Genomic DNA, 18,692 nt, shown 5'->3' on the forward strand with positions numbered 1-18,692 from the left:
ATTAGATAGCTGGGTGTCACATGAGAATCTGCAGCGCGATGAAGCCGCCCACCGTTCAGCCCTGATCAGCACCACCAGCTACGACGTCGCACTGGACGTCAGGCAGGCGGCGGATCCGGATGTTGCCGGCTACCGCACCCAAAGCACCATCACCTTCTCCGCCGCAGAGCCGGGCAGTTCAACGTTCCTGGACTTCATCGGCGAGGTGCACAGCGTCCTGCTCAACGGCGTGGAACTTCCCGCCGGGGTGGCGGACGGCGCCCGCATCAGGCTGGAGAACCTCCAGGCGGAAAACCAGGTGGTGGTCACGGCCACGGCGCTGTACAGCAGGTCCGGCGAGGGAATGCACCGCTTTGTGGACCCGGCAGACGGCCAGTGCTACCTCTACACGCAGTACGAGCCGGCCGACGCGCGCCGGGTGTTTGCCAACTTCGAACAGCCGGACCTCAAAGCGGCGTTTACGTTCCACGTCACGGCGCCTGCTGACTGGCAGGTGGCCTCGAACGGCGTCGAAACGGCCCGCACCGTCCTTGGCGATGACCCGGCTGCTGCCCGCTGGGACTTTGCCACCACCGAACGGATGTCCACCTACATCACCACCGTGCTGGCCGGACCCTATTTCAAGGCTGAGGACCGCTGGCAGGCCACGCTGGCGGACGGCACGGCCATGGACGTCCCGCTGGCCCTGTACTGCCGGGCCTCGATGGCGGCGTCGTTCGATGCTGATGCGCTCTTTACGCTGACCAAAAACGGCCTGGACTTCTTCAACCGGCTCTTCGACTTCCCTTACCCGTGGGGTAAGTACGACCAGGCCTTTGTGCCCGAATACAACCTCGGCGCCATGGAAAACCCGGGCCTGGTGACGTTCACGGAAAGCTATGTCTTCACGTCGCGGGCCACGGACTCGCAGTACCAGGCCCGGGCCAACACGCTGATGCATGAGATGGCGCACATGTGGTTCGGGGACCTGGTGACCATGCAGTGGTGGAACGACCTGTGGCTCAAGGAGTCCTTTGCCGATTACATGGGCACCCTCGGTGTTGACCGGGCCACCGATTGGGACTCCGCCTGGGTCAACTTCGCCAACAAGCGCAAGGCGTGGGCTTATGTGCAGGACCAGCTGCCCACTACGCACCCGATCGTGGCGGACATCCCGGACCTCGAAGCCGCCAAGCAGAACTTCGACGGCATCACTTACGCCAAGGGCGCTTCGGTCCTGAAGCAACTGGTGGCGTACGTGGGCTTTGACGCCTTTATTGCGGGTTCCCGTGCTTACTTCCGCGAGCACGCCTACGGCAACACCACGTTGGCTGACCTCCTGGCGGCGCTCAGCGCAGCCTCCGGCCGTGACCTGGCCGGCTGGGCACAGCAGTGGTTGCAGACCTCCGGGATCTCCACCCTGGAGCTGGAGATGTCCGCTGCGACAACGGATCAGGTGCTCGGTGCCGTCAGCGTGCGCCAGGACGCCACGGACCCCGTCACGGGCCTGTCCGTCCCCCGTCCGCACCGGCTCCGGCTGGGGCTCTACAACTTCGACGGTGACGCCCTGGTGCGTACCGGAAGTGTGGAAACCGACATCGCCGGTGACCTGACGGCCGTCCCCGAACTCAGCGGCCAGGCACGGCCCGCCCTGCTGCTGCCCAATGACGACGACCTGACCTACGCCAAGGTCCGCCTGGACCCGCAGTCGCTCGCCACCGTCCTGGCGTCCCTGGACCGGATCGCTGATCCCATGGCCCGGGCGCTGTGCTGGACGGCGTTGTGGAACTCGGCCCGGGACGGCGAAAGCCCGGCGCTCCGCTACATCGACGCCGTGGCGTCGTTTGGCCCCGCGGAGACGGGGATCGGCGTCCTGCTGAACATCCTCGACAACGCCAGTGCCGCCGTCGAACGCTACACACCCGCCGCTGAAAGGGACGCTGCCCGGTCCTCGTTCCTGGCCACCGCCGCTGCGGAGCTGGACCGGGCTGCTCCCGGCTCGGACCAGCAGCTGGCCTGGGCACGCACGGTGGGAACCCTCAGCCGGACCGACGATGCCCTGCGGGGCCGGCTCGCCGGACTCCTGGACGGCACCGCACCGGCTCCCGGCCTGGCCGTGGACCCCGAACTGCGCTGGCATCTGTTGCTGGCCCTGGCCGCGCAGGGCAACGCCACGGAGGCGGAGCTGGCCGCCGAACTGGCCCGGGACACCACCGCGTCCGGGCGCGCGGGCCACGCCGCGGCCATGGCGGCCCGCCCGGATGCCGCCGTCAAGGCCGCAGCCTGGGCCGCGGCAGTGGAGGGCGAGGAGCTGTCCAACCAACTCCTCAGCGCCACCATCAGCGGCTTCACCACGGCGCCGGCCCACCTGCTGGCTCCTTATGTGGAGCGGTACTTCGACTGCCTGCGGGGCGTGTGGGCCGGTCGCAGCATCGAGATTGCCAGCCGGATTGTAAGGGGCCTGTATCCGTCCGCGCAGGACCTGGCGCCTGGTACGGAGCCGGCGGAGCACCCGGTGCTGCGCCGCACCGACAGCTGGCTCGAAGCCAACGCCGATGCGCCCCGCGCCCTGCGCCGGATCATCATCGAACAGCGCAGCCACCTGCTGCGGGCCCTCACGGCGCAGGCGGCCTGAACCAACCTGCGCAGCGAACCCGGGCCTGGGGGCGCTCAGGGGACCCGGTGGAGCCATTCGTCGGTGCCAAAGCGCTGCTCCACCCGCTCGCGGGCCGTGGTGAGCTCCGCTGGGGTGAGCTCCGCCGGGGTAGCGCCGTACCTTTCGGCGAACACCTCCGTCATGGCCGCGATGATGGCGGTACGGGACAGGCCCGTCTGGCGGCGGAGCGGGTCCACGCGCTTCTTGGCGCTGCGGGTTCCCTTGTCGGACAGCTTTTCCTTGCCGATCCGCAGGACCTCCACCATTTTGTCCGCGTCGATGTCATAGCTCATGGTCACGTGGTGGAGCATGCCGCCGTTGGCCAGCCGCTTCTGGGCCGCGCCGCCGATCTTGCCCTGGTCGGTGGTGATGTCATTCAGCGGCACGTAGTAGGCGCTGATGCCGATCTTCTCCAGGGCCGCCATGACCCAGGCATCCAGGAAGGGGTAGGAGTCGGCGAAGCTCAGGCCGTCCACCAGGGTCTGCGGGACGTACAGCGAGTAGGTGATGCAGTTGCCGGCCTCCATAAACATCGCTCCCCCGCCGCTGATCCGCCGGACCACCTTGATGCCGTGCCGCGCCACGCCGTCCGGGTCCACTTCATTCCGGACCGACTGGAAGCTGCCGATCACCACAGAGGGTTCCTCCCAATCCCAGAAACGCAGGGTGGGGTTGCGGCGGCCGGCGCCTACTTCCTCGGTGAGGACATCGTCCAGGGCAACGTTGATCTCGGTGGGCAGCACGGTGGGGGCAATAACGTCCCAGTGGTGGTCCTGCCAGGACGTGGCTTTCGCGAGGGCCCGGCGGACGGTGATGGCCACGGCGTCCGCGGTGAAGCCGAACAGGACTGCGGCGGCGGGCAGCGCGGCCGTCACGGCCGCGGCGAGGTCAGCGGCCGGCGTCGTCTCCGGCAATCCGGTGAGTGCCCTGTTGATGTCCAGGAGGGCCTCATCCGGCTCCAGGAAAAAGTCGCCGCTGACGGAGACGTCGGCCAGCGCACCGTCAACCACGGCCAGGTCAACCACCACGAGTTTGCCGCCCGGCACTTTGTACTCGCCGTGCCTGCTCCGGGCGTCGGCAGGGTCGTTGGCTGAAAGCTGTTCGGAGGTCATGGTTCCATCCTGCCCCAGGGAAGAGGTGGCCCGCCAACGCAGAACGCCCGCACCGTTTCCGGTGCGGGCGTTCTGGGAACTGCTGGGGCGAAGGGTTACTTCTTGCCGCCGAAGCCCTTGAAGCGTGCGTTGAAGCGCTCGACGCGGCCGGCCGAGTCCATGATGCGCTGCTTGCCCGTGTAGAACGGGTGGGACTCGGAGGAGATTTCGACGTCGATGACCGGGTAGGTGTTGCCGTCTTCCCACTCGATGGTCTTCTTGGAGCCAACGGTGGACTTGGTCAGGAACTTAACGCCGGAAGCCAGGTCGTTGAAAACAACTGCTTCGTACTTCGGGTGGGTGTTCGACTTCATAATGGGGCCTTTGTTCAACGCAACTGGATTTTGCCAGATGCCAGGTATGAATGGGATGGCTGGCCGTTGCTGCAGCAGAAAGCTGGCATGGCAGGACAACCAGCTACCCATCATAGCGGAAGGCGCCGCGTACTGACGAACGCGCCGCGGCGGTCAGGGCCGCGCCCGGAGCTCCCAGAAAGCCACCGCGGACGCCGCCGCCACGTTCAACGAATCAACGCCCCGCCGCATCGGGATCTTCACGGCAAGATCCACGGCTGCCAGGGTTTCCGGGCTCATGCCGGCACCCTCCGTTCCCAGGACCAGCGCCAGCTTGTCCGGGTTCCGGGCCGCCACCGCGTCCACGTCCTCGGCGTCCGCCGTCAGTTCCAGGGCCGCCACGGTGAAACCGTGCTCCTTGAGCACTGCCAGGTCGCCGGGCCAGTCCGCCAGCCGCGCCCAGGGCACCTGGAAGACGGTACCCATGCTGACCCGGACGCTGCGGCGGTACAGGGGGTCCCCGCACCGTGGCGAAACGAGGACGGCGTCCAGGTCCAGGGCCGCCGCTGAACGGAAGATGGCGCCGACGTTGGTGTGGTCCACGATGTCTTCCAGGACCGCCACCCGGCGGGCGCCGGCGAGGATGGTGGCCAACGGCACCGGCGCGGGCCGCTGCATGGCGGCCATGGCCCCCCGGTGCAGGTGGAATCCGGTGATCTCCTCCAGCACAGCGGCAGTGCCGATGAAGGCCGGCACGTCCGGGTGGGCGGCCAGGACGTCCTGGAGATCCGCCAGCCACTTTTCGGCCAGGAAAAAGGACCTCGGCCGGTGGCCTGCTGCCAACGCGCGGCGCAGCACCCGGGAGGACTCGGCGATGTACATGCCTTCTGCGGGCTCCCGGAGCTTGCGCAGGTGCACGTCGGTGAGCTGGGTGTAGTCGGAGACGCGCGGGTCTTCGGCGGTCTCGAGGTAGTGGAGGGTCACGGGGTGATTATTTCAGCAGGTTGGCGACCATAAAGCCCAGGGCCACCAGGCCCAGGACGAAGATCACGCCGCGGAGCACTGCGGGCTTCAGTTTCCGGCCCACTTTCGCGCCCACCAGTCCACCCACCGTGGAGGTGACGGCGATCAGAAGGACCACCAGCCAGTGGATCCGGTCAAAGGCGAAGAGCAGGTAGGACAGGGCAGCCACCAGGTTCACGCCGAGCACCAGGACATTTTTCATGGCGTTGGCGTTCTGGATGGTGCCCTTGAGGAAGACCCCCAGGATGCCCACCAGGAGGATGCCCTGGGCGGCCACAAAGTAGCCGCCGTACACCCCGGCCAGGAACACCAGCACCACCAGGAGCAGGCCGTGCCGTTTGTCCCGGACCGCCTGTTCCGGATCGGACTCGCGGTTGCGGACCCATGCCTGCAGCCGGGGCTGGAACACCACCATCAGGAGCGCGAGGACCAGCAGCACCGGCGCCACGTAGTGGAACACCTGTTCGGGGAGGTGCAGCAGCAGCCATGCGCCGGAGATGCCGCCCAGCAGGGACGCCGGCAGGAGCTTAAGCAGCTGCCGGCCGCGGCCCCTGAGTTCGCGGCGGTAGCCGAACGCACCGGCCGCCGTGCCGAACACCAGGCCCATGGCATTGGACATCGACGCCACCACCGGGGTCACGCCCAGTGCAATAAGCACCGGGAACGTCACCAGCGTGCCGGAGCCCACCACCGCGTTGATGGTGCCGGCCCAGAGCCCGGCGATGGACACAAAGATGCTGCTGAGGAGGTCCACGCCGCAGGCTCCGGGGTCAGCGGCGGGCGACGGCGGCGTACCGGCCGGCGTTGACGCTCACGTCGAGGTCCAGGCCGAAGGTCCGGCTCAGGTTCGCACCGGTCAGTACCTCTTCGATGGGGCCTGAGGCCACCACTCCCGCATCGCGGAGCAGCATGGCGTGCGTGAAGCCGGGCGGGACTTCCTCGAGGTGGTGTGTGACCAGGATCATGGCCGGGGCCGCCTCATCGCGGGCCAGTTGGCTGAGCCGGTGGACCAGGTCCTCGCGGCCGCCGAGGTCCAGGCCAGCTCCTGGCTCATCCAGGAGCAGCAGTTCGGGATCCGTCATGAGGGCGCGGGCGATCTGGACCCGCTTCCGTTCACCCTCGGACAGGGACACGAAACGGCGGTTGAGCATCGGGCCCATGCCCCATTCGTTCAGGAGCCGGAAGGCCCGCCGTTCGTCGTCCTTCTCGTAGCCTTCACGCCAGCGGCCGGTCACGCCATAGGCGGCGGTGACCACCACGTTCAGGACGGTTTCATCCCCGGGGATCTGGTTGGCCAGCGCGGCTGAGGAAAGGCCGATGCGGGGCCGGAGTTCAAAGACGTCCACAGCGCCCAGGACCTCGTCCAGAATGCCGGCGGTGCCGCTGCTGGGGTGCAGCCTGGCCGCGGCGATCTGGAGCAGCGTGGTCTTGCCGGCGCCGTTGGGTCCCAGGATGACCCACCGCTCACCCTCCTTGACCTGCCAGTCCACCTTGTCCAGGAGCGTCTTGGCTCCACGCACAACGCTGACGGCGGCCAATTCAAGAACATCACTCATAGGAATAGACACTAGGACAAATAAGAGGCGGACTGCTAACCGGTGCGCACCGGCGCAGCGGGCCGCTGCCGCTCGCTAAGATTGCAGGCATGACTTCGAACGTAACCGCCGTCAGCTATGGCCGGAATATGACCGCTGAAGCACTGGACCGGCTGGGGTCCGTCCTTACCGCCGCCGGTGTTTCCCCGCAGCCCGGAACCACGTCCGGGGACGCCCGTTACCAGGTCCACATTGCCGATCTTTCCCTGCCGGACGCCACCGCCGCCGGGCTGGCCGGCCTGCGCCGGGCCGTGGCGGATGCGGCCATCCCGGGAGTTGACACCGCACTGGTTCCGGCCGGCCTCCGGGCCGCCGGCCGGAAGCTGCTGATCATGGATGTTGACTCCACCCTCATCCAGCAGGAAGTCATCGAACTCCTGGCAGCGTACGCCGGCAAGCGCGAGGAGGTGGCTGCCGTGACGGAAGCCGCCATGCGCGGCGAGCTCGACTTCGCCCAAAGCCTGCATGCCCGGGTGGCGGTCCTCGCCGGGCTGCCGGCCGACGTCGTCACTTCCGTCCGGCATGAGGTGAAACTCAGTGAGGGGGCCGCGGAACTCGTTGCAGCGTTCAAGGCCGCAGGCCATGTGGTGGCGGTGGTCTCCGGCGGCTTCAACCAGATCCTGGCGCCGATCGCGGCCGACCTGGGCCTGGACTACTGGCAGGCCAACGAGCTGGAAATTGTGGACGGCGCGCTGACCGGGAAGGTCCTGGGCGCCGTGGTGGACCGGGCGGCCAAGGAGAAGTACCTGCGGGAGTGGGCTGCTGCCGAGGGCATCGCCCTGGAGCACACGGTGGCGGTGGGTGACGGCGCCAACGACCTGGACATGCTGGGTGCGGCCGGAATCGGGGTGGCGTTCAACGCCAAGCCGGCCGTCCGCGCCGTGGCCGACGCCGCCGTCAACATGCCGTACCTGGACGCCGTCCGCCACGTCGCGGGCGTCTGACCCTTAACCGCGAGATGGCACTTCGCGGCAATGTCCGGGAGGATCATTGCCGCGAAGTGCCATCTCGCGGAGGGGCAGGAAAGGCTAGCTTGCAGGCCCGCTCTTGCCGAAGTAGTCGGCGCCGCCGGCGTATTCGGTGTGGCCGGGTTCGACGTCGGCCGTGGCCATGCCCGCAACGACCTCGGCGAACTCCTCGACGGAGTACAGCTTTCCGGCTTCCGCCCGGCGTGCCTCGATGGCACCCGGGGTGGAGCGGTCCAGCAGTGTGGCCGTGACTGTTCCCTCGATCATGTCGCCGGAGACCACCACCAGGGTGATGCCCTTCTCAGCCAGTCCGGGGACCAGTTCGCGCAGTGCGTCCTCGCCGGCACGCTTGCTGCGGGCCACCCCTTCGTAAGCGGGCATGGTGGGGACAGTGTTGATGAAGTGGGCCTGGTGGCTGGTGACAAACACCACACGGGAGCCTTCGTTCATCAGCGGCACTGCCGCGTTGAGCATGTTCACCTGCGCGTCGCGGTTCAGCCGCAGCGCGTAATCCTCGCCCATGCCGGCCTCCATGCCGCCGGAAGCGTTCAGCACCAGGATGTCCAGGGTGCCGAAGTTTTCCATTGCGGCGCTGGCCAGCGCGTGCACACCCTCCTCGGTGGTGAGGTCGGCGCCAACGGCCACGGCGCGGCCGCCGGCTGCTTCGATGCCTGCAACCACCTTGTTGGCGCGCGGCGCCTTCTGGCGGTAGTTGACCACAACGGCGGCGCCCTCGCCGGCGAGTATTTTGGCGACGTCAGCGCCGATGCCGCGGGAAGATCCGGTGACGATCGCGGTTTTGTTGTCCAGCAGTCCCATGGGGCTCCTTTTGTTTGAAACGTCTAAATTGCTCTCGGCCTGCCATCCATCATGCCAGCGGTCAGGACCGATTCCCTTGTCCGACCCCTCCAAAGAAGGCCAGTACGGCTAGTTGCCCGTCAGTGCCCCATGCCCAGGCCGCCATCAACGGGGATAACGGCACCGGAGATGTAGGCGGCCTCATCGCTGGAGATCCAGCGAACCACGCTGGCCACCTCTGAGGCCTCGGCGAAGCGGCGGGCAGGGATGCTGGCCAGGTAATCCTTCTGGGTCGCCTCGGGCAGTTCGGCGGTCATGTCCGTGTTGATGAAGCCGGGGGCCACCACGTTGGCGGTGATGCCGCGGGAGCCCAGCTCGCGGGTCAGCGACCGGGCGATGCCCACCAGTCCTGCCTTGGACGCGGAGTAGTTGATCTGGCCCGGAGCGCCGTAGAGGCCGGACACCGAGGAAATCAGCACCACGCGGCCCTTGCGGAGCCGGATCATGCCCTTGGAGGCGCGTTTGATGACCCGGAACGCGCCCGTGAGGTTGGTGTCGATGACGGACGTGAAATCGTCTTCGCTCATCCGCAGCAACAGGGTGTCCTTGGTGATCCCGGCGTTGGCCACCAGGACCTCAACGGGGCCGTGCGCTGCCTCGACCTCGGCGAAGGCCGCGTCCACGGAGGCTTCGTCGGTGACGTCGGCCTTCACGCCCAGGATCCCTGCGGGCAGCGTGGATTCGCTGCGGTAGGTCACGGCAACCTTGTCGCCGTTGGCCAGGAAGGATTCCGCGATAGCCAGGCCGATCCCCCGGTTGCCGCCGGTGATCAGGACGCTGCGGGGGGCGGGAACTGCTTCAGTCATGAAGGATCTCCAGGAATTCTGCGGCGCTCCGCCGCTGTAGGAAGGGTGATTTGGCTGAAACCGATCTTAGCGCCCGGCCCGGCCGGCGTTTGGGTGCCACTGCCGATGGTGAGAGAATTGAGGGAAGCCTTTGGAGCGTGATCTGCCACCATGACCCTTGAAAACCATGCGGGACAACCCGTGCCCGGAGAACCGGGCCGGTTTTCCGGCGATGCGGAAGTGCACAGCATCACAGAGGCAGGCGGCGCCCACTCCGAGGCCATCCGGCAACGCATGATCAAGTACGCGGTGGCCATGGGCATCCGCATGGTCTGTTTGGTCCTGATCTTTGTGGTGGATGGCTGGTTCAAGATCATTCCCATCGCGGGCGCGGTCTTCCTTCCCTGGTTCGCCGTGATCATCGCCAACGGTGATGACACCGCCGCAGGCCACAGCGATTCGCTGATCGACGCGGCGCCGCTGGCCGAACTGGACAGCCCGTTGGCCGGCCCCGCGGAACCGCCGGCAGGCAGCGAAGTCCTGCAGGGAGAACTGGTGGAAGACACCGACGACGACAACCCGGAAGAGGGCCGCCGACCTTGAGTATCTTCGACCTGGCAGCGGGGCTGCCACCAGCTTCCGCCGGCCCCGGCGCGGTCTGTTCCCGCAAGGCCTGCCGTGCGCAGGCGTCGTGGCAACTGCTGTGGAACAACCCGAAAATACACCCGCCGGAGCGCCGCAAGACCTGGCTGGCCTGCGCCGAGCACCGCGGCTGGCTGGAGGACTACCTCCAGACCCGCGGGCTGTGGAAGGAAACCATCCCGATGCCGGCCGCACCCACCACCGGCCCCATGGAGCATGAGCGCTGAATGTACCGTTTCCTTTTTTCCAGCAAATGGCTGGGCTACCTTCTGCTGGCTGCGGTCTTCGCCACCGCCTGCGTGTTCCTTGGCCGCTGGCAGATGGACCGTCGCGCCGAGACGCTCGCGGAAATCAACCGGGTGGTGACCAACTACTCCGCCACACCCGTCCCCTTTGCTGACGTCCGGGACCAGTTCACCAGCCTCGATCCCGCCCGGGAATGGACGCAGGTGACGCTCACCGGGACCTACGACGTGGCCGGGCAGCGGATTGTCCGGAACCGGCCGCTCAACGGCCAGCCCGGCTACGAAGTGGTGGTCCCGCTCCGGCTGTCAACAGGTGAAACGGTGGTGGTTGACCGGGGCTGGCTGCCCATCGGCAACAAAAACCCCGGCAGCCCCGATTCGATCCCGGCGCCCCCGTCCGGTGAGGTGAGCGCCGTCGTGCGCCTTAAGCATCCCGAACCCGAACTCCAGCGGGGCGCTCCCGCCGGGCAGTTGGCGTCCATTGACCTGAACGCCTACGAGGGGCAGCTGGAGTACCCGCTGCTGACGGGCGCGTACGGCCAGCTCGCCACGGAGACGCCGGCCAGCGCCGAGATGCCGTTCCCGTTCCCCAAGCCGGCCACGGAAGAGGGCACGCACCTTTCCTACTCGCTGCAGTGGTTCGCCTTCGGCGTCCTGATGTTTGTGGGGTTCGGGTACGCCGCCCGCCAGCAGGCCCGCAACGCGGCCATCGATGCCGAGGAGGATGCCGCGGCGGAAGCTGACGGGCCGGTCGATTCCGGCAGCCCCGTACACGCCGGCGCAGCTGCAGCCCGGCGCCGGCCCCCGGCGGCGCGGAAGCGGAAGCACCCCACCGCGGAGGAAGCGGAAGACGCACTCCTGGACGCGCAAGGATACTGAAAAGGTCCGCCACAATTGTGGCGGACCTTCTCAACCGGCAGTGTTCACACCGGGCGGATCACGCCAGGGTGATCAGGTCCAGGTAGTCTTCGTTCCAGTGGTCCTCGACGCCGTCCGGCAGCAGGACAACACGCTCCGGATTGAGGGCCTCGACGGCCCCCTCATCGTGGCTGACCAGGACGACGGCGCCGCTGTAGTTCTTGAGGGCCCCCAGGATCTCGGCGCGGCTGGCCGGGTCCAGGTTGTTGGTGGGCTCGTCCAGGAGCAGTACGTTGGCGCTGGAGGCCACGATGGTGGCCAGCGCCAGGCGGGTCTTCTCGCCGCCGGACAGCACACCGGCGGGCTTGTCCACGTCATCTCCGGAGAACAGGAACGAACCGAGGATGCCGCGCACCTCCGCATCCTTCATGTCCGGGGCCGAGGAACGCATGTTTTCAAGGACCGTACGGTCCACGTCCAGGGTTTCGTGTTCCTGGGCGTAGTAGCCCACCTTGAGGCCGTGGCCGGCGATCACATCACCGGTGTCCGGCTTGTCGACACCGGCGAGCATCCGCAGCAGGGTGGTTTTGCCGGCACCGTTGAGGCCCAGGATGACCACCTTGGAGCCGCGGTCGATCGCCAGGTCCACGTCGGTGAAGATTTCCAGTGACCCGTAAGACTTGCTGAGGCCCTCCGCGGTGAGCGGGGTACGGCCGCAGGGTGACGGGTCCGGGAACCGGAGCGCTGCCACGCGGTCGTTCTCGCGGACTGCTTCCAGGCCGCTGAGCAGCCGTTCGGCTCGTTTGGCCATGTTCTGGGCAGCGACGGCCTTGGTGGCCTTTGCGCGCATCTTGTTGGCCTGGTCAAAGAGGACCTGGGCCTTCTTTTCGGCGTTGGCACGCTCGCGCTTGCGTGCCCGCTCGTCGGTTTCGCGCTGGGTGAGGTACCGCTTCCAGTCCATGTTGTAGAAGTCGATCTGAGCCCGGTTGGCATCCAGCAGGAACACCTTGTTAACCGTGGCTTCAAGCAGTTCGGTGTCGTGGCTGATCACGATCAGGCCGCCCTGGTGGTTCTTCAGGAAGTCACGCAGCCAGGCGATGGAGTCGGCGTCCAGGTGGTTGGTGGGTTCGTCAAGGAGCATGGTTTCGGCATCCGAGTAGAGGATGCGGGCCAACTCCACACGGCGGCGCTGGCCACCGGACAAGGTCTTGAGGGGCTGGTTCAGGAGCCGGTCCGGCAGGGCAAGGTTGGAGCAGATCGCTGCGGCCTCGGCTTCGGCGGCGTACCCGCCGGCGGCCAGGAACTCGGATTCGAGCCGGTCGTAGCGGTTCATGGCCTTGCGCTGGACCGCGGCGTCGTCGCTGGCCATTTCCTCGTGGGCGAGGCGGAGCTTGCTGACGGCGATATCCAGGCCGCGGACGGACAGGATCCGGTCCCGTGCCAGCTGTTCCATGTCCGGGGTGCGCGGGTCCTGCGGCAGGTAGCCGATCTCCCCCGTGCGGGTGACTTTGCCGGCAGCAGGCAGGCCCTCGCCGGCCAGGACCCGGGTCAGCGTGGTTTTGCCGGCACCGTTGCGGCCCACCAGGCCGATTTTGTCGCCCTTGTCGATCCGGAAGCTCACCTGGTCCATGAGGAGCCGTGCACCGGCACGCAGTTCAAGATCCTGGACAGTAATCACAGCAGGTAAGGCCTTTCACAACAGGGGAACGCCGCAGCCCGCTTCATCGGATCCGGAGCGGGCGGGGCAGAGTGGCCGGAGAACGGCCCACCCAAGTCTACCGTCCATGGCTTCAGCGCATAACCGCCGGGGACGGTGCCGTCCATCACCGCACCCGCTGACGGCCTTTGTTTCCACTCTCAGGTTGCCGGCTCCGGCTTTAGTAGGACCCCTACAAAATCCGGCCACCGCAGCCCCGGTAGCGTCGGCGGTACGAATTGACCTGCTTGTCCAACCCCGACAGGACCCCCATGAGCAACACCGCACCCTCCCCCACCAAGACCCACACCCCGGGCCGGACCCGCTGGAACGCCACGGACCTGGGCCTGATCGCCGTCTTCGCCGCGCTGGTGGCCGCCGCGGCGCTCGCGCCCGCCCTGGCCATTACGGGAATCGGCGTCCCCATCACTTTCCAAACCCTGGCAGTGATGCTGACCGGCCTGGTGCTGGGCCCGGCCCGGGCGTTTGCCGCCGTCGGCCTTTACGTCCTCCTGGGCCTTGCCGGCCTGCCCATTTTCAGCCTGGGCCGCAGCGGCCTGGCGGTCCTGGCTGGCCCCTCCGCCGGGTACATCATCGCCTTCCCCATCGCCGCGGCTGTTGTTGGCTGGCTGGCCACCTTGGTGATCCGCAGGACCACCAAGGCCCGCACGCTGTGGTTCTTCGCCTCCGCCTTGCTGACCAGCGCCGTGGTGGTCCACTCGCTGGGTGTGGCCGGCATTGCCATCACCACCAAGGCCACCCTGGGCCAGGCATTCCTCAGTGACGCCGTGTTTTACCCGGGAGACATTGTCAAGAACATCCTTGCCGCCGGTATCGCCGTCGCCCTGCACCGCGCCTTCCCGGACATCCTGGTGCGGCGTGCCAAGCGCACCGCCCGGCCCGTTGCCGCGTAGCCGCGCCGGATGCCCAAGGTAACGTTCGACGGCGTCTCCGTAGCCGTCGCGGTGGATCACCTGCCGGAGCCCAAGGTGCTGCTGCAGGATGTCAGCCTGGAGCTCACCGAGGCGCGCGTTGGCGTGATCGGTGCGAACGGCTCGGGAAAGTCCACGCTCCTGCGCCTGGTCAACGGGCTGGTGCAGCCCAGCGAAGGCCACGTCGCGGTGGACGGGCAGGACACCGTCCGTGCTGTCCGGTCCGTCCGGCGGGCCGTGGGTTTTGTTTTTACCGACCCGCTGTCCCAACTGGTGATGCCCACGGGACGCGAGGACGTGGAACTGTCCCTGCGGCGGACAGCCCGCAACGGTGCCGAACGGCGCCGCCTGGCCGACGCGGCACTGGACCGGTTCGGGTTGCTGCCCCTGGCAGACCAAAGCATCTACGAGCTTTCGGGCGGCGAACGGCAGCTCCTGGCCCTGGCGGCAGTGCTGGCAGTGGACCCCGCCGTGTTGGTGCTGGATGAACCGTCAACGCTGCTTGACCTGCGGAACAGGGAACTGCTGCGCCGGACCCTGACCGGGCTGGACCAGCAGATCATTATGTCCACCCATGACCTGGACCTGGTCCTCGGGATGGACAGGGTGCTGGTCATCGACCAGGGCGCAGTGGTGTTTGACGGCCAGGCCGCAACCGCTGTCGCCTTCTACCGGGAACTGTGCCTGGCCGGCCTCGAAACTCCAGGGCCAGGTCCGCGGTGAAGGACCACGGTTTCCTTCTGGTCACCTACGCGCCAGGCACCTCACTGGTCCACCGCACGCCGCTGGCCGTGAAATTCCTGCTGGTCTTCGCCTGCGGCGTTGCCTCCTTCGTGGTGGCGGACTGGCGCTGGTCTGCGGTCGCCCTGGCGGCCCTTGCCGCATTGTTCCTGCTGTCCGGCGCCGGTTTCCGGCGGTTATGGCGCGCGGTCCGGGCCCTGGTGCCGGTGCTGCTGGTGATCGGGTTGTTCCAGGGTTGGCAGCTGGGTGCGCCAACGGCCGCCCGGATTGTCGTGAACATCCTGGTCTGCGTGGTGGCCGCGTCCATCCTCACCGTGTCCACGCCGGTCCAGCGCCTGTTGGACGGGGTGGTGGCGGCTGTCCGTCCGCTGCAGCGGTTCGGCGCCGACCCGGAACGGTTCGCCCTGACCATCGGCATTATGCTCCGCAGCATTCCGTATATCGCGGGCACCTTCGCCGATGTCCGCGATTCCGCCAAAGCACGCGGCCTGGAACGCAATCCCCGCGCCCTAGTCCTGCCCGTCTTCATCAGCTCGGTGGCTTACGCGCGCCGGACCGGCGAGGCGCTGGCCGCCCGCGGGCTGGGCGACGCGGAAGACTGACTCGGCCCGGCTCAGTCGCGGCTGATCCGCTCGTAGCGGAGGAGCGCGGCCGTGCCCATCCCCCCGGCCATGCTGATCAGGGCCAGCGCCAGGGTGCCGGCCACCCCCTGCGCGCGCGCCTGTGCCAGCAACCGGGTGACCAGGACGGCCCCGGACGCTCCATAGGCATGCCCCAGGGCCAGGGCGCCGCCGTCGGCATTAGCCAGCTCCGGGGCAATGCCCAGCAGGTCCAGGCAGGCCAGCGTCTGAGCGGCGAAGGCCTCATTGAACTCCACCAGGTCCACCTCTGCTGCTGCCAGGCCGGCCGCCGCCAGGATGCTGCGTGCCGCCGGAACGGCGCCAATGCCGAGGAGCGCGGGGTCCACGCCGGCCGTGGCGGTGCCGAGCACCAGCAGCCCGTCCGCGGCGTTCAGTTCCCTGGCCCGCGCCAGCGAGGTCACCACCACGGCGGACGCCGCGTCCGCGTCAAAGCAGGAGTTTCCGGCGGTGACAGTGCCGCCGGGGACAAAAGCGGCCGGGAAACGCGCCATAACGGCGTTGTTCAGGCCTCGGCGGGGGCCGTCGTCGGCTGAAACCTCCGTGGCGCCTACGGCCACGGAGACAATTTCGCCGGAAAAGGTTCCGGCTGCTGCGGCGGCGATGGCCCGGCCGTGGCTGGCCAGGGCCAGCGCGTCCTGGCGTTCCCGGCCAACAGCGTACTCCCGGGCCACGTTTTCCGCCGCGACGCCCATGTCCGGATCACCGAAACCCGCCGGTACAAACTGGGCCCGCGAATAGAACCGGGGCGTCCCGTCGGCATCCGGGCGGGCCCGGAGCGGTGCGGTGCTGGTGCTCTCCACTCCCCCGGCCAGGTACACGGGGTTTCCGCCGGCTGCCACCAGCCGGGCCGCCAGGGCGATGGCGTCCAGGCCGGAACCGCACTGGCGGTCAACGGTCATGCCGGGTACACCCACGGGAAGGCCTGCCGCCAGCAGGGCGAGGCGGGCCACGTTGCCACCGGCGCCCACGGCGTTGCCGATCACCACATCCGCAACGGCGGCTGGGTCCAGCCCGGTGGTGCTGACCAGCCGGCGAAGCACAGGCGCCAGGAGTTCATGGGCCGGCACTGTGCGCAGCGGACCGTTGACCCGGCACACCGGGGTGCGCAGCGCCGCGATGATGACCGGTTGGCGGTCCGGGGGCAGCAGGTCAGGCGCCAAGGTTCTTCACCCGGGGATCGTGTCCGGCAATCCAGTCCAGCAGCAGGGTGCGGCTGACCTTGCCGCGGTCCGTGGCGGGCAGCTCGGTGAGCAGGAAGTACTGCAGCGGACGTTTGTCCCGCGGCAGGATGGCCTCCAGGCCGGCCCGCAGCGAGGTGGCCGTCAGCCCGCCATGGGCCGGGACCACCCCTGCCACCACCCGCTGGCCGCGGATGTCGTCAGGCATTCCGGCGGCCACGGCTGCGCACACGCCGGGGAGGGCGGAGAGGGCCAGCTCCACCTCATGCGGGTAGACGTTTTTCCCGGCGGTCAGGATCATGTCGGCGCGGCGGCCCAGGATGTGCAGTTCACCGTCACGCAGGAACCCCTGGTCCCCCACCGTGTACCAGTCGCCGAAAGAACGCAGTGCCTCGCCGTCGTCCCCCCAGAGATAGCCGTTGCTGACCAGGCCGCTCCGGACGCAGATGTTTCCGGCGCCGTCGTCGGGTACCTGGGCCCCGGCGTCGTCAAGGATGCGGACCTCCACGCCAGGGAACGGCCGCCCGATGCCTGTGCCGCCAACCTCCGGAGGCCGGCCGGCAGGCAGACCGGCACCCGAGACGAAGCTCAGCTCCGAGGCGCCGTAGTACTCGAAAATCGTGGCGTTGGGAGCCCACCGGCGGGCCGCCTGGAGCGTGCGCGCATCAAGCTTGGACCCGGCGCAGATGATGGTCCGGATGCCTGCTGCGTCCACCCCGCCGGCCAGGCCGCGTTCGCTGAGCATCCGGAGCATGGTGGGAACCAGGACCAGCCGGGTGACCCGGTCATAGGTGATGGCCGCGTGGATGTCCCCCACATCAAAGGAGGCCAGGGTCTGGAACTCGGAGCCGGCGTACAGGCATTCGGAAAGGGCGTACAGGTTGAGGCTGGCAGCCAGGGGGCCCGGGGCCAGTGTCACGTCATCCGCGCGGAGGCCGAAGAACTCGATCGACGCCTCAAACGATTCCTGCCAGGAACGCCGGGACCTGGTGAAGGCCTTGGGCAGGGACGTGGTTCCGGACGTCAGCCCGATCAGGAAGGTGGAGCCCGGCTGCCCGTCAGCCAGCAGGTCCGCGGCAGCGTCCGGAACCTGGCCGGGGACGGCGTGCGCGCGTACCGCCGCCACGATGTCCGCCTGCAGGCCGGCAGGCCAGGAGGGGTCCAGCACAGCGCACTGCCGCTCCCCCGCCACGGCTGCCGCGTACTGCAGGGCGAAATCCACGGAATTCTCCTGGCAGAGGGCCGTGATCGGTCCCGTGGCACCCAGCCGGGCCTCGGCGCCGTCGCGCAACTGCGCCCACGTGAGCCGGCGGCCGGCGATCACGACGGCGGGATGGTGCGGACGTTCGTCGGCCCAGCGCTGGAGTCGGTCAAGAAAAGGCATCGGATCAACTTTACCGGCAGGCTCCGGTCCGGCGCCGTGGCCGCGGGCTATTGTGACCCTATGAGTTTCAATGACAATGTGCAGCTGGACCCTTCGCAGGTCCAGGACCGCCGCGGCATGGGCCGCGGCGTAAAAGTGGGCGGCGGCATCGGCGGCGGACTTGTCCTCCTGGTGGCGCTGCTCCTGGGCATCAACCCGGACCTCCTGGGCGGCCTGGCAGGCACCCAGGCACCGCAAACCCAGCAGCAGGGCACGGCGCCGGCCTGCTCCACAGGTTCGGACGCCGATGCGCGCGAGGACTGCCGCATCACGGGCACGGTCAACAGCCTCAACGCTTTCTGGCCGGCCTACCTGCAGCAGTTCAACGTGCAGTACCCGCAGCCCGAGACCGTCATTTTCGAGGGCGGCACCGACACCGGCTGCGGTTCGGCCACCAGCGCCGTGGGTCCGTTCTACTGCCCCACGGACACCACCGCTTACTTTGACCCGGGTTTCTTCCAGGAACTGGTGGACCGGTTTGGGTCCTCCGGCGGTCCACTGGCCCAGGAATACGTGGTGGCCCATGAGTTTGGCCATCACGTCCAGAACATCCTGGGCGACCTGGACCGCGCGCAACAGGATCCGCAGGGGCCGGAGTCCGGCGCCGTCCGTACGGAACTGCAGGCCGACTGCTACGCGGGGCTCTGGGCCCGCCACGCCACCACCGTTGCGGACCCGGCTACCGGCCAGCCGTACCTGGAACCGTTGACCCAGCAGGACCTGAACGATGCCTTGTCGGCCGCGTCCGCCGTGGGCGATGACCGCATCCAGGAGTCCGCCACCGGCCAGGTCAACCCGGAAGCCTGGACCCACGGTTCCAGCGAGCAGCGCCAGGCCTGGTTCAGCAAAGGCTACGAAACCGGCGACATCAAACAGTGCGACACCTTCGCCGCCGCCAACCTTTAAGGCACGTACGACGACGGCCGGTTACCTTTTGCGAAAAAGGGGCGGTTTCAAGGGGTCGTTGCAACACCTGCTGGTTAGGTGGTTAGTAGTAAATCACGTAAACGCTCGGCTGGAGTTTTCCA

General features: G+C 67.9%; 19 protein-coding genes. 9 read left to right on the plus strand and 10 right to left on the minus strand.

Translation table 11 applies throughout. From position 1 onward, the window contains the following. Positions 1-13: 13 nt before the first annotated feature. Positions 14-2,614: an aminopeptidase N gene (pepN, locus tag ACU18_RS16610; RefSeq protein WP_050687371.1), complete on the plus strand. Its 2,601-nt coding sequence runs from the start codon at positions 14-16 to the stop codon at positions 2,612-2,614. A gap of 35 nt (positions 2,615-2,649) precedes the next feature. Here pepN and ACU18_RS16615 read toward each other — a convergent pair whose 3' ends face one another. From ACU18_RS16615 to ACU18_RS16635, 5 genes are all read right to left on the minus strand, one after another. Next, entirely contained in the window at positions 2,650-3,747 is a 1,098-nt protein-coding gene (locus ACU18_RS16615) for a lipoate--protein ligase family protein (RefSeq protein WP_050687373.1), read from the minus strand. A 95-nt stretch (positions 3,748-3,842) separates the two neighbouring features. Beyond that, positions 3,843-4,100 carry a type B 50S ribosomal protein L31 gene (locus tag ACU18_RS16620; protein ID WP_050687374.1) on the minus strand — a complete coding sequence of 86 codons (258 nt, stop codon included), beginning with the start codon at positions 4,098-4,100 and terminating at the stop codon, positions 3,843-3,845. 153 nt (positions 4,101-4,253) lie between these two features. Continuing rightward, positions 4,254-5,063, minus strand: a complete 810-nt coding sequence (locus tag ACU18_RS16625; protein ID WP_050687376.1) for a TrmH family RNA methyltransferase — start codon at positions 5,061-5,063, stop codon at positions 4,254-4,256. 7 nt (positions 5,064-5,070) lie between these two features. Beyond that, complete coding sequence (locus ACU18_RS16630; protein ID WP_050687378.1) at positions 5,071-5,856, minus strand: sulfite exporter TauE/SafE family protein; 786 nt, start codon at positions 5,854-5,856, stop codon at positions 5,071-5,073. 16 nt (positions 5,857-5,872) lie between these two features. Then, entirely contained in the window at positions 5,873-6,658 is a 786-nt protein-coding gene (locus tag ACU18_RS16635; RefSeq protein ID WP_050687379.1) for an ABC transporter ATP-binding protein, read from the minus strand. 89 nt (positions 6,659-6,747) lie between these two features. Here ACU18_RS16635 and serB point away from each other — a divergent pair, with 89 nt between their 5' ends. Next, positions 6,748-7,641 (plus strand): phosphoserine phosphatase SerB, encoded by an 894-nt coding sequence (gene serB, locus ACU18_RS16640; RefSeq protein WP_050687381.1) that lies wholly within the window; start codon positions 6,748-6,750, stop codon positions 7,639-7,641. A gap of 84 nt (positions 7,642-7,725) precedes the next feature. Here the strand turns inward: serB and ACU18_RS16645 are convergent, their stop codons facing one another. Both ACU18_RS16645 and fabG read right to left on the minus strand, forming a co-directional pair. Then, positions 7,726-8,484, minus strand: coding sequence for an SDR family oxidoreductase (locus ACU18_RS16645; protein ID WP_050687383.1), 759 nt, complete (start codon positions 8,482-8,484; stop codon positions 7,726-7,728). Positions 8,485-8,603: 119 nt separating this feature from the next. Beyond that, entirely contained in the window at positions 8,604-9,329 is a 726-nt protein-coding gene (fabG, locus tag ACU18_RS16650; protein ID WP_050687386.1) for a 3-oxoacyl-ACP reductase FabG, read from the minus strand. 150 nt (positions 9,330-9,479) lie between these two features. Here fabG and ACU18_RS16655 point away from each other — a divergent pair, with 150 nt between their 5' ends. From ACU18_RS16655 to ACU18_RS16665, 3 genes are read left to right on the plus strand one after another with little or no spacing between them, the layout of a single operon-like run. Continuing rightward, the gene (locus ACU18_RS16655; RefSeq protein ID WP_050687388.1) at positions 9,480-9,911 is read left to right on the plus strand and encodes a DUF3099 domain-containing protein; all 432 of its coding nucleotides are present in this window, start codon (positions 9,480-9,482) and stop codon (positions 9,909-9,911) included. Continuing rightward, complete coding sequence (locus tag ACU18_RS16660; protein WP_050687390.1) at positions 9,908-10,177, plus strand: hypothetical protein; 270 nt, start codon at positions 9,908-9,910, stop codon at positions 10,175-10,177. Before ACU18_RS16655 ends, ACU18_RS16660 begins: the two co-directional genes overlap by 4 nt. Further along, entirely contained in the window at positions 10,178-11,074 is an 897-nt protein-coding gene (locus ACU18_RS16665; RefSeq protein WP_050687392.1) for an SURF1 family cytochrome oxidase biogenesis protein, read from the plus strand. It begins immediately after the preceding gene. A 58-nt stretch (positions 11,075-11,132) separates the two neighbouring features. Here ACU18_RS16665 and ACU18_RS16670 read toward each other — a convergent pair whose 3' ends face one another. Next, positions 11,133-12,731, minus strand: a complete 1,599-nt coding sequence (locus ACU18_RS16670; RefSeq protein ID WP_050687394.1) for an ABC-F family ATP-binding cassette domain-containing protein — start codon at positions 12,729-12,731, stop codon at positions 11,133-11,135. Between the two features lie 290 nt (positions 12,732-13,021). Between ACU18_RS16670 and ACU18_RS16675 the strand changes: the two genes are divergently transcribed. From ACU18_RS16675 to ACU18_RS16685, 3 genes are read left to right on the plus strand one after another with little or no spacing between them, the layout of a single operon-like run. After that, positions 13,022-13,663: a biotin transporter BioY gene (locus ACU18_RS16675; protein WP_050687396.1), complete on the plus strand. Its 642-nt coding sequence runs from the start codon at positions 13,022-13,024 to the stop codon at positions 13,661-13,663. Positions 13,664-13,672: 9 nt separating this feature from the next. Then, positions 13,673-14,404 (plus strand): energy-coupling factor ABC transporter ATP-binding protein, encoded by a 732-nt coding sequence (locus tag ACU18_RS16680; protein WP_050687398.1) that lies wholly within the window; start codon positions 13,673-13,675, stop codon positions 14,402-14,404. Beyond that, a complete protein-coding gene (locus ACU18_RS16685) occupies positions 14,401-15,024 on the plus strand; it encodes an energy-coupling factor transporter transmembrane component T family protein (RefSeq protein ID WP_050687400.1) in 624 nt (207 codons plus the stop codon). Before ACU18_RS16680 ends, ACU18_RS16685 begins: the two co-directional genes overlap by 4 nt. An 11-nt stretch (positions 15,025-15,035) precedes the next feature. Here the strand turns inward: ACU18_RS16685 and ACU18_RS16690 are convergent, their stop codons facing one another. Both ACU18_RS16690 and ACU18_RS16695 read right to left on the minus strand, forming a co-directional pair. After that, on the minus strand, positions 15,036-16,223 hold the full coding sequence (locus ACU18_RS16690; protein ID WP_050687402.1) for a thiolase family protein: 1,188 nt from the start codon (positions 16,221-16,223) through the stop codon (positions 15,036-15,038). Continuing rightward, positions 16,213-17,625 carry a class I adenylate-forming enzyme family protein gene (locus ACU18_RS16695; protein WP_050687404.1) on the minus strand — a complete coding sequence of 471 codons (1,413 nt, stop codon included), beginning with the start codon at positions 17,623-17,625 and terminating at the stop codon, positions 16,213-16,215. The genes ACU18_RS16690 and ACU18_RS16695 overlap by 11 nt, the downstream gene beginning before the upstream one ends. A 60-nt stretch (positions 17,626-17,685) precedes the next feature. Here ACU18_RS16695 and ypfJ point away from each other — a divergent pair, with 60 nt between their 5' ends. After that, a complete protein-coding gene (ypfJ, locus tag ACU18_RS16700) occupies positions 17,686-18,570 on the plus strand; it encodes a KPN_02809 family neutral zinc metallopeptidase (RefSeq protein WP_050687406.1) in 885 nt (294 codons plus the stop codon). Positions 18,571-18,692 lie beyond the last annotated feature (122 nt).

This window comes from Arthrobacter sp. ZBG10 (assembly GCF_001238605.1).
Taxonomy (GTDB): Bacteria; Actinomycetota; Actinomycetes; order Actinomycetales; family Micrococcaceae; genus Arthrobacter.

What these genes read in the sequence shown, in the direction of transcription:
- ypfJ (WP_050687406.1), top strand. Translation starts at nt 17,686, where the DNA reads ATGAGTTTCAATGACAATGTGCAGCTGGACCCTTCGCAGGTCCAGGAC.
- ACU18_RS16655 (WP_050687388.1), top strand. Translation starts at nt 9,480, where the DNA reads ATGACCCTTGAAAACCATGCGGGACAACCCGTGCCCGGAGAACCGGGC.
- ACU18_RS16615 (WP_050687373.1), bottom strand. Translation starts at nt 3,747, where the DNA reads ATGACCTCCGAACAGCTTTCAGCCAACGACCCTGCCGACGCCCGGAGC.
- ACU18_RS16665 (WP_050687392.1), top strand. Translation starts at nt 10,178, where the DNA reads ATGTACCGTTTCCTTTTTTCCAGCAAATGGCTGGGCTACCTTCTGCTG.
- fabG (WP_050687386.1), bottom strand. Translation starts at nt 9,329, where the DNA reads ATGACTGAAGCAGTTCCCGCCCCCCGCAGCGTCCTGATCACCGGCGGC.
- ACU18_RS16680 (WP_050687398.1), top strand. Translation starts at nt 13,673, where the DNA reads ATGCCCAAGGTAACGTTCGACGGCGTCTCCGTAGCCGTCGCGGTGGAT.
- serB (WP_050687381.1), top strand. Translation starts at nt 6,748, where the DNA reads ATGACTTCGAACGTAACCGCCGTCAGCTATGGCCGGAATATGACCGCT.
- ACU18_RS16635 (WP_050687379.1), bottom strand. Translation starts at nt 6,658, where the DNA reads ATGAGTGATGTTCTTGAATTGGCCGCCGTCAGCGTTGTGCGTGGAGCC.
- ACU18_RS16620 (WP_050687374.1), bottom strand. Translation starts at nt 4,100, where the DNA reads ATGAAGTCGAACACCCACCCGAAGTACGAAGCAGTTGTTTTCAACGAC.
- ACU18_RS16675 (WP_050687396.1), top strand. Translation starts at nt 13,022, where the DNA reads ATGAGCAACACCGCACCCTCCCCCACCAAGACCCACACCCCGGGCCGG.
- ACU18_RS16695 (WP_050687404.1), bottom strand. Translation starts at nt 17,625, where the DNA reads ATGCCTTTTCTTGACCGACTCCAGCGCTGGGCCGACGAACGTCCGCAC.
- ACU18_RS16645 (WP_050687383.1), bottom strand. Translation starts at nt 8,484, where the DNA reads ATGGGACTGCTGGACAACAAAACCGCGATCGTCACCGGATCTTCCCGC.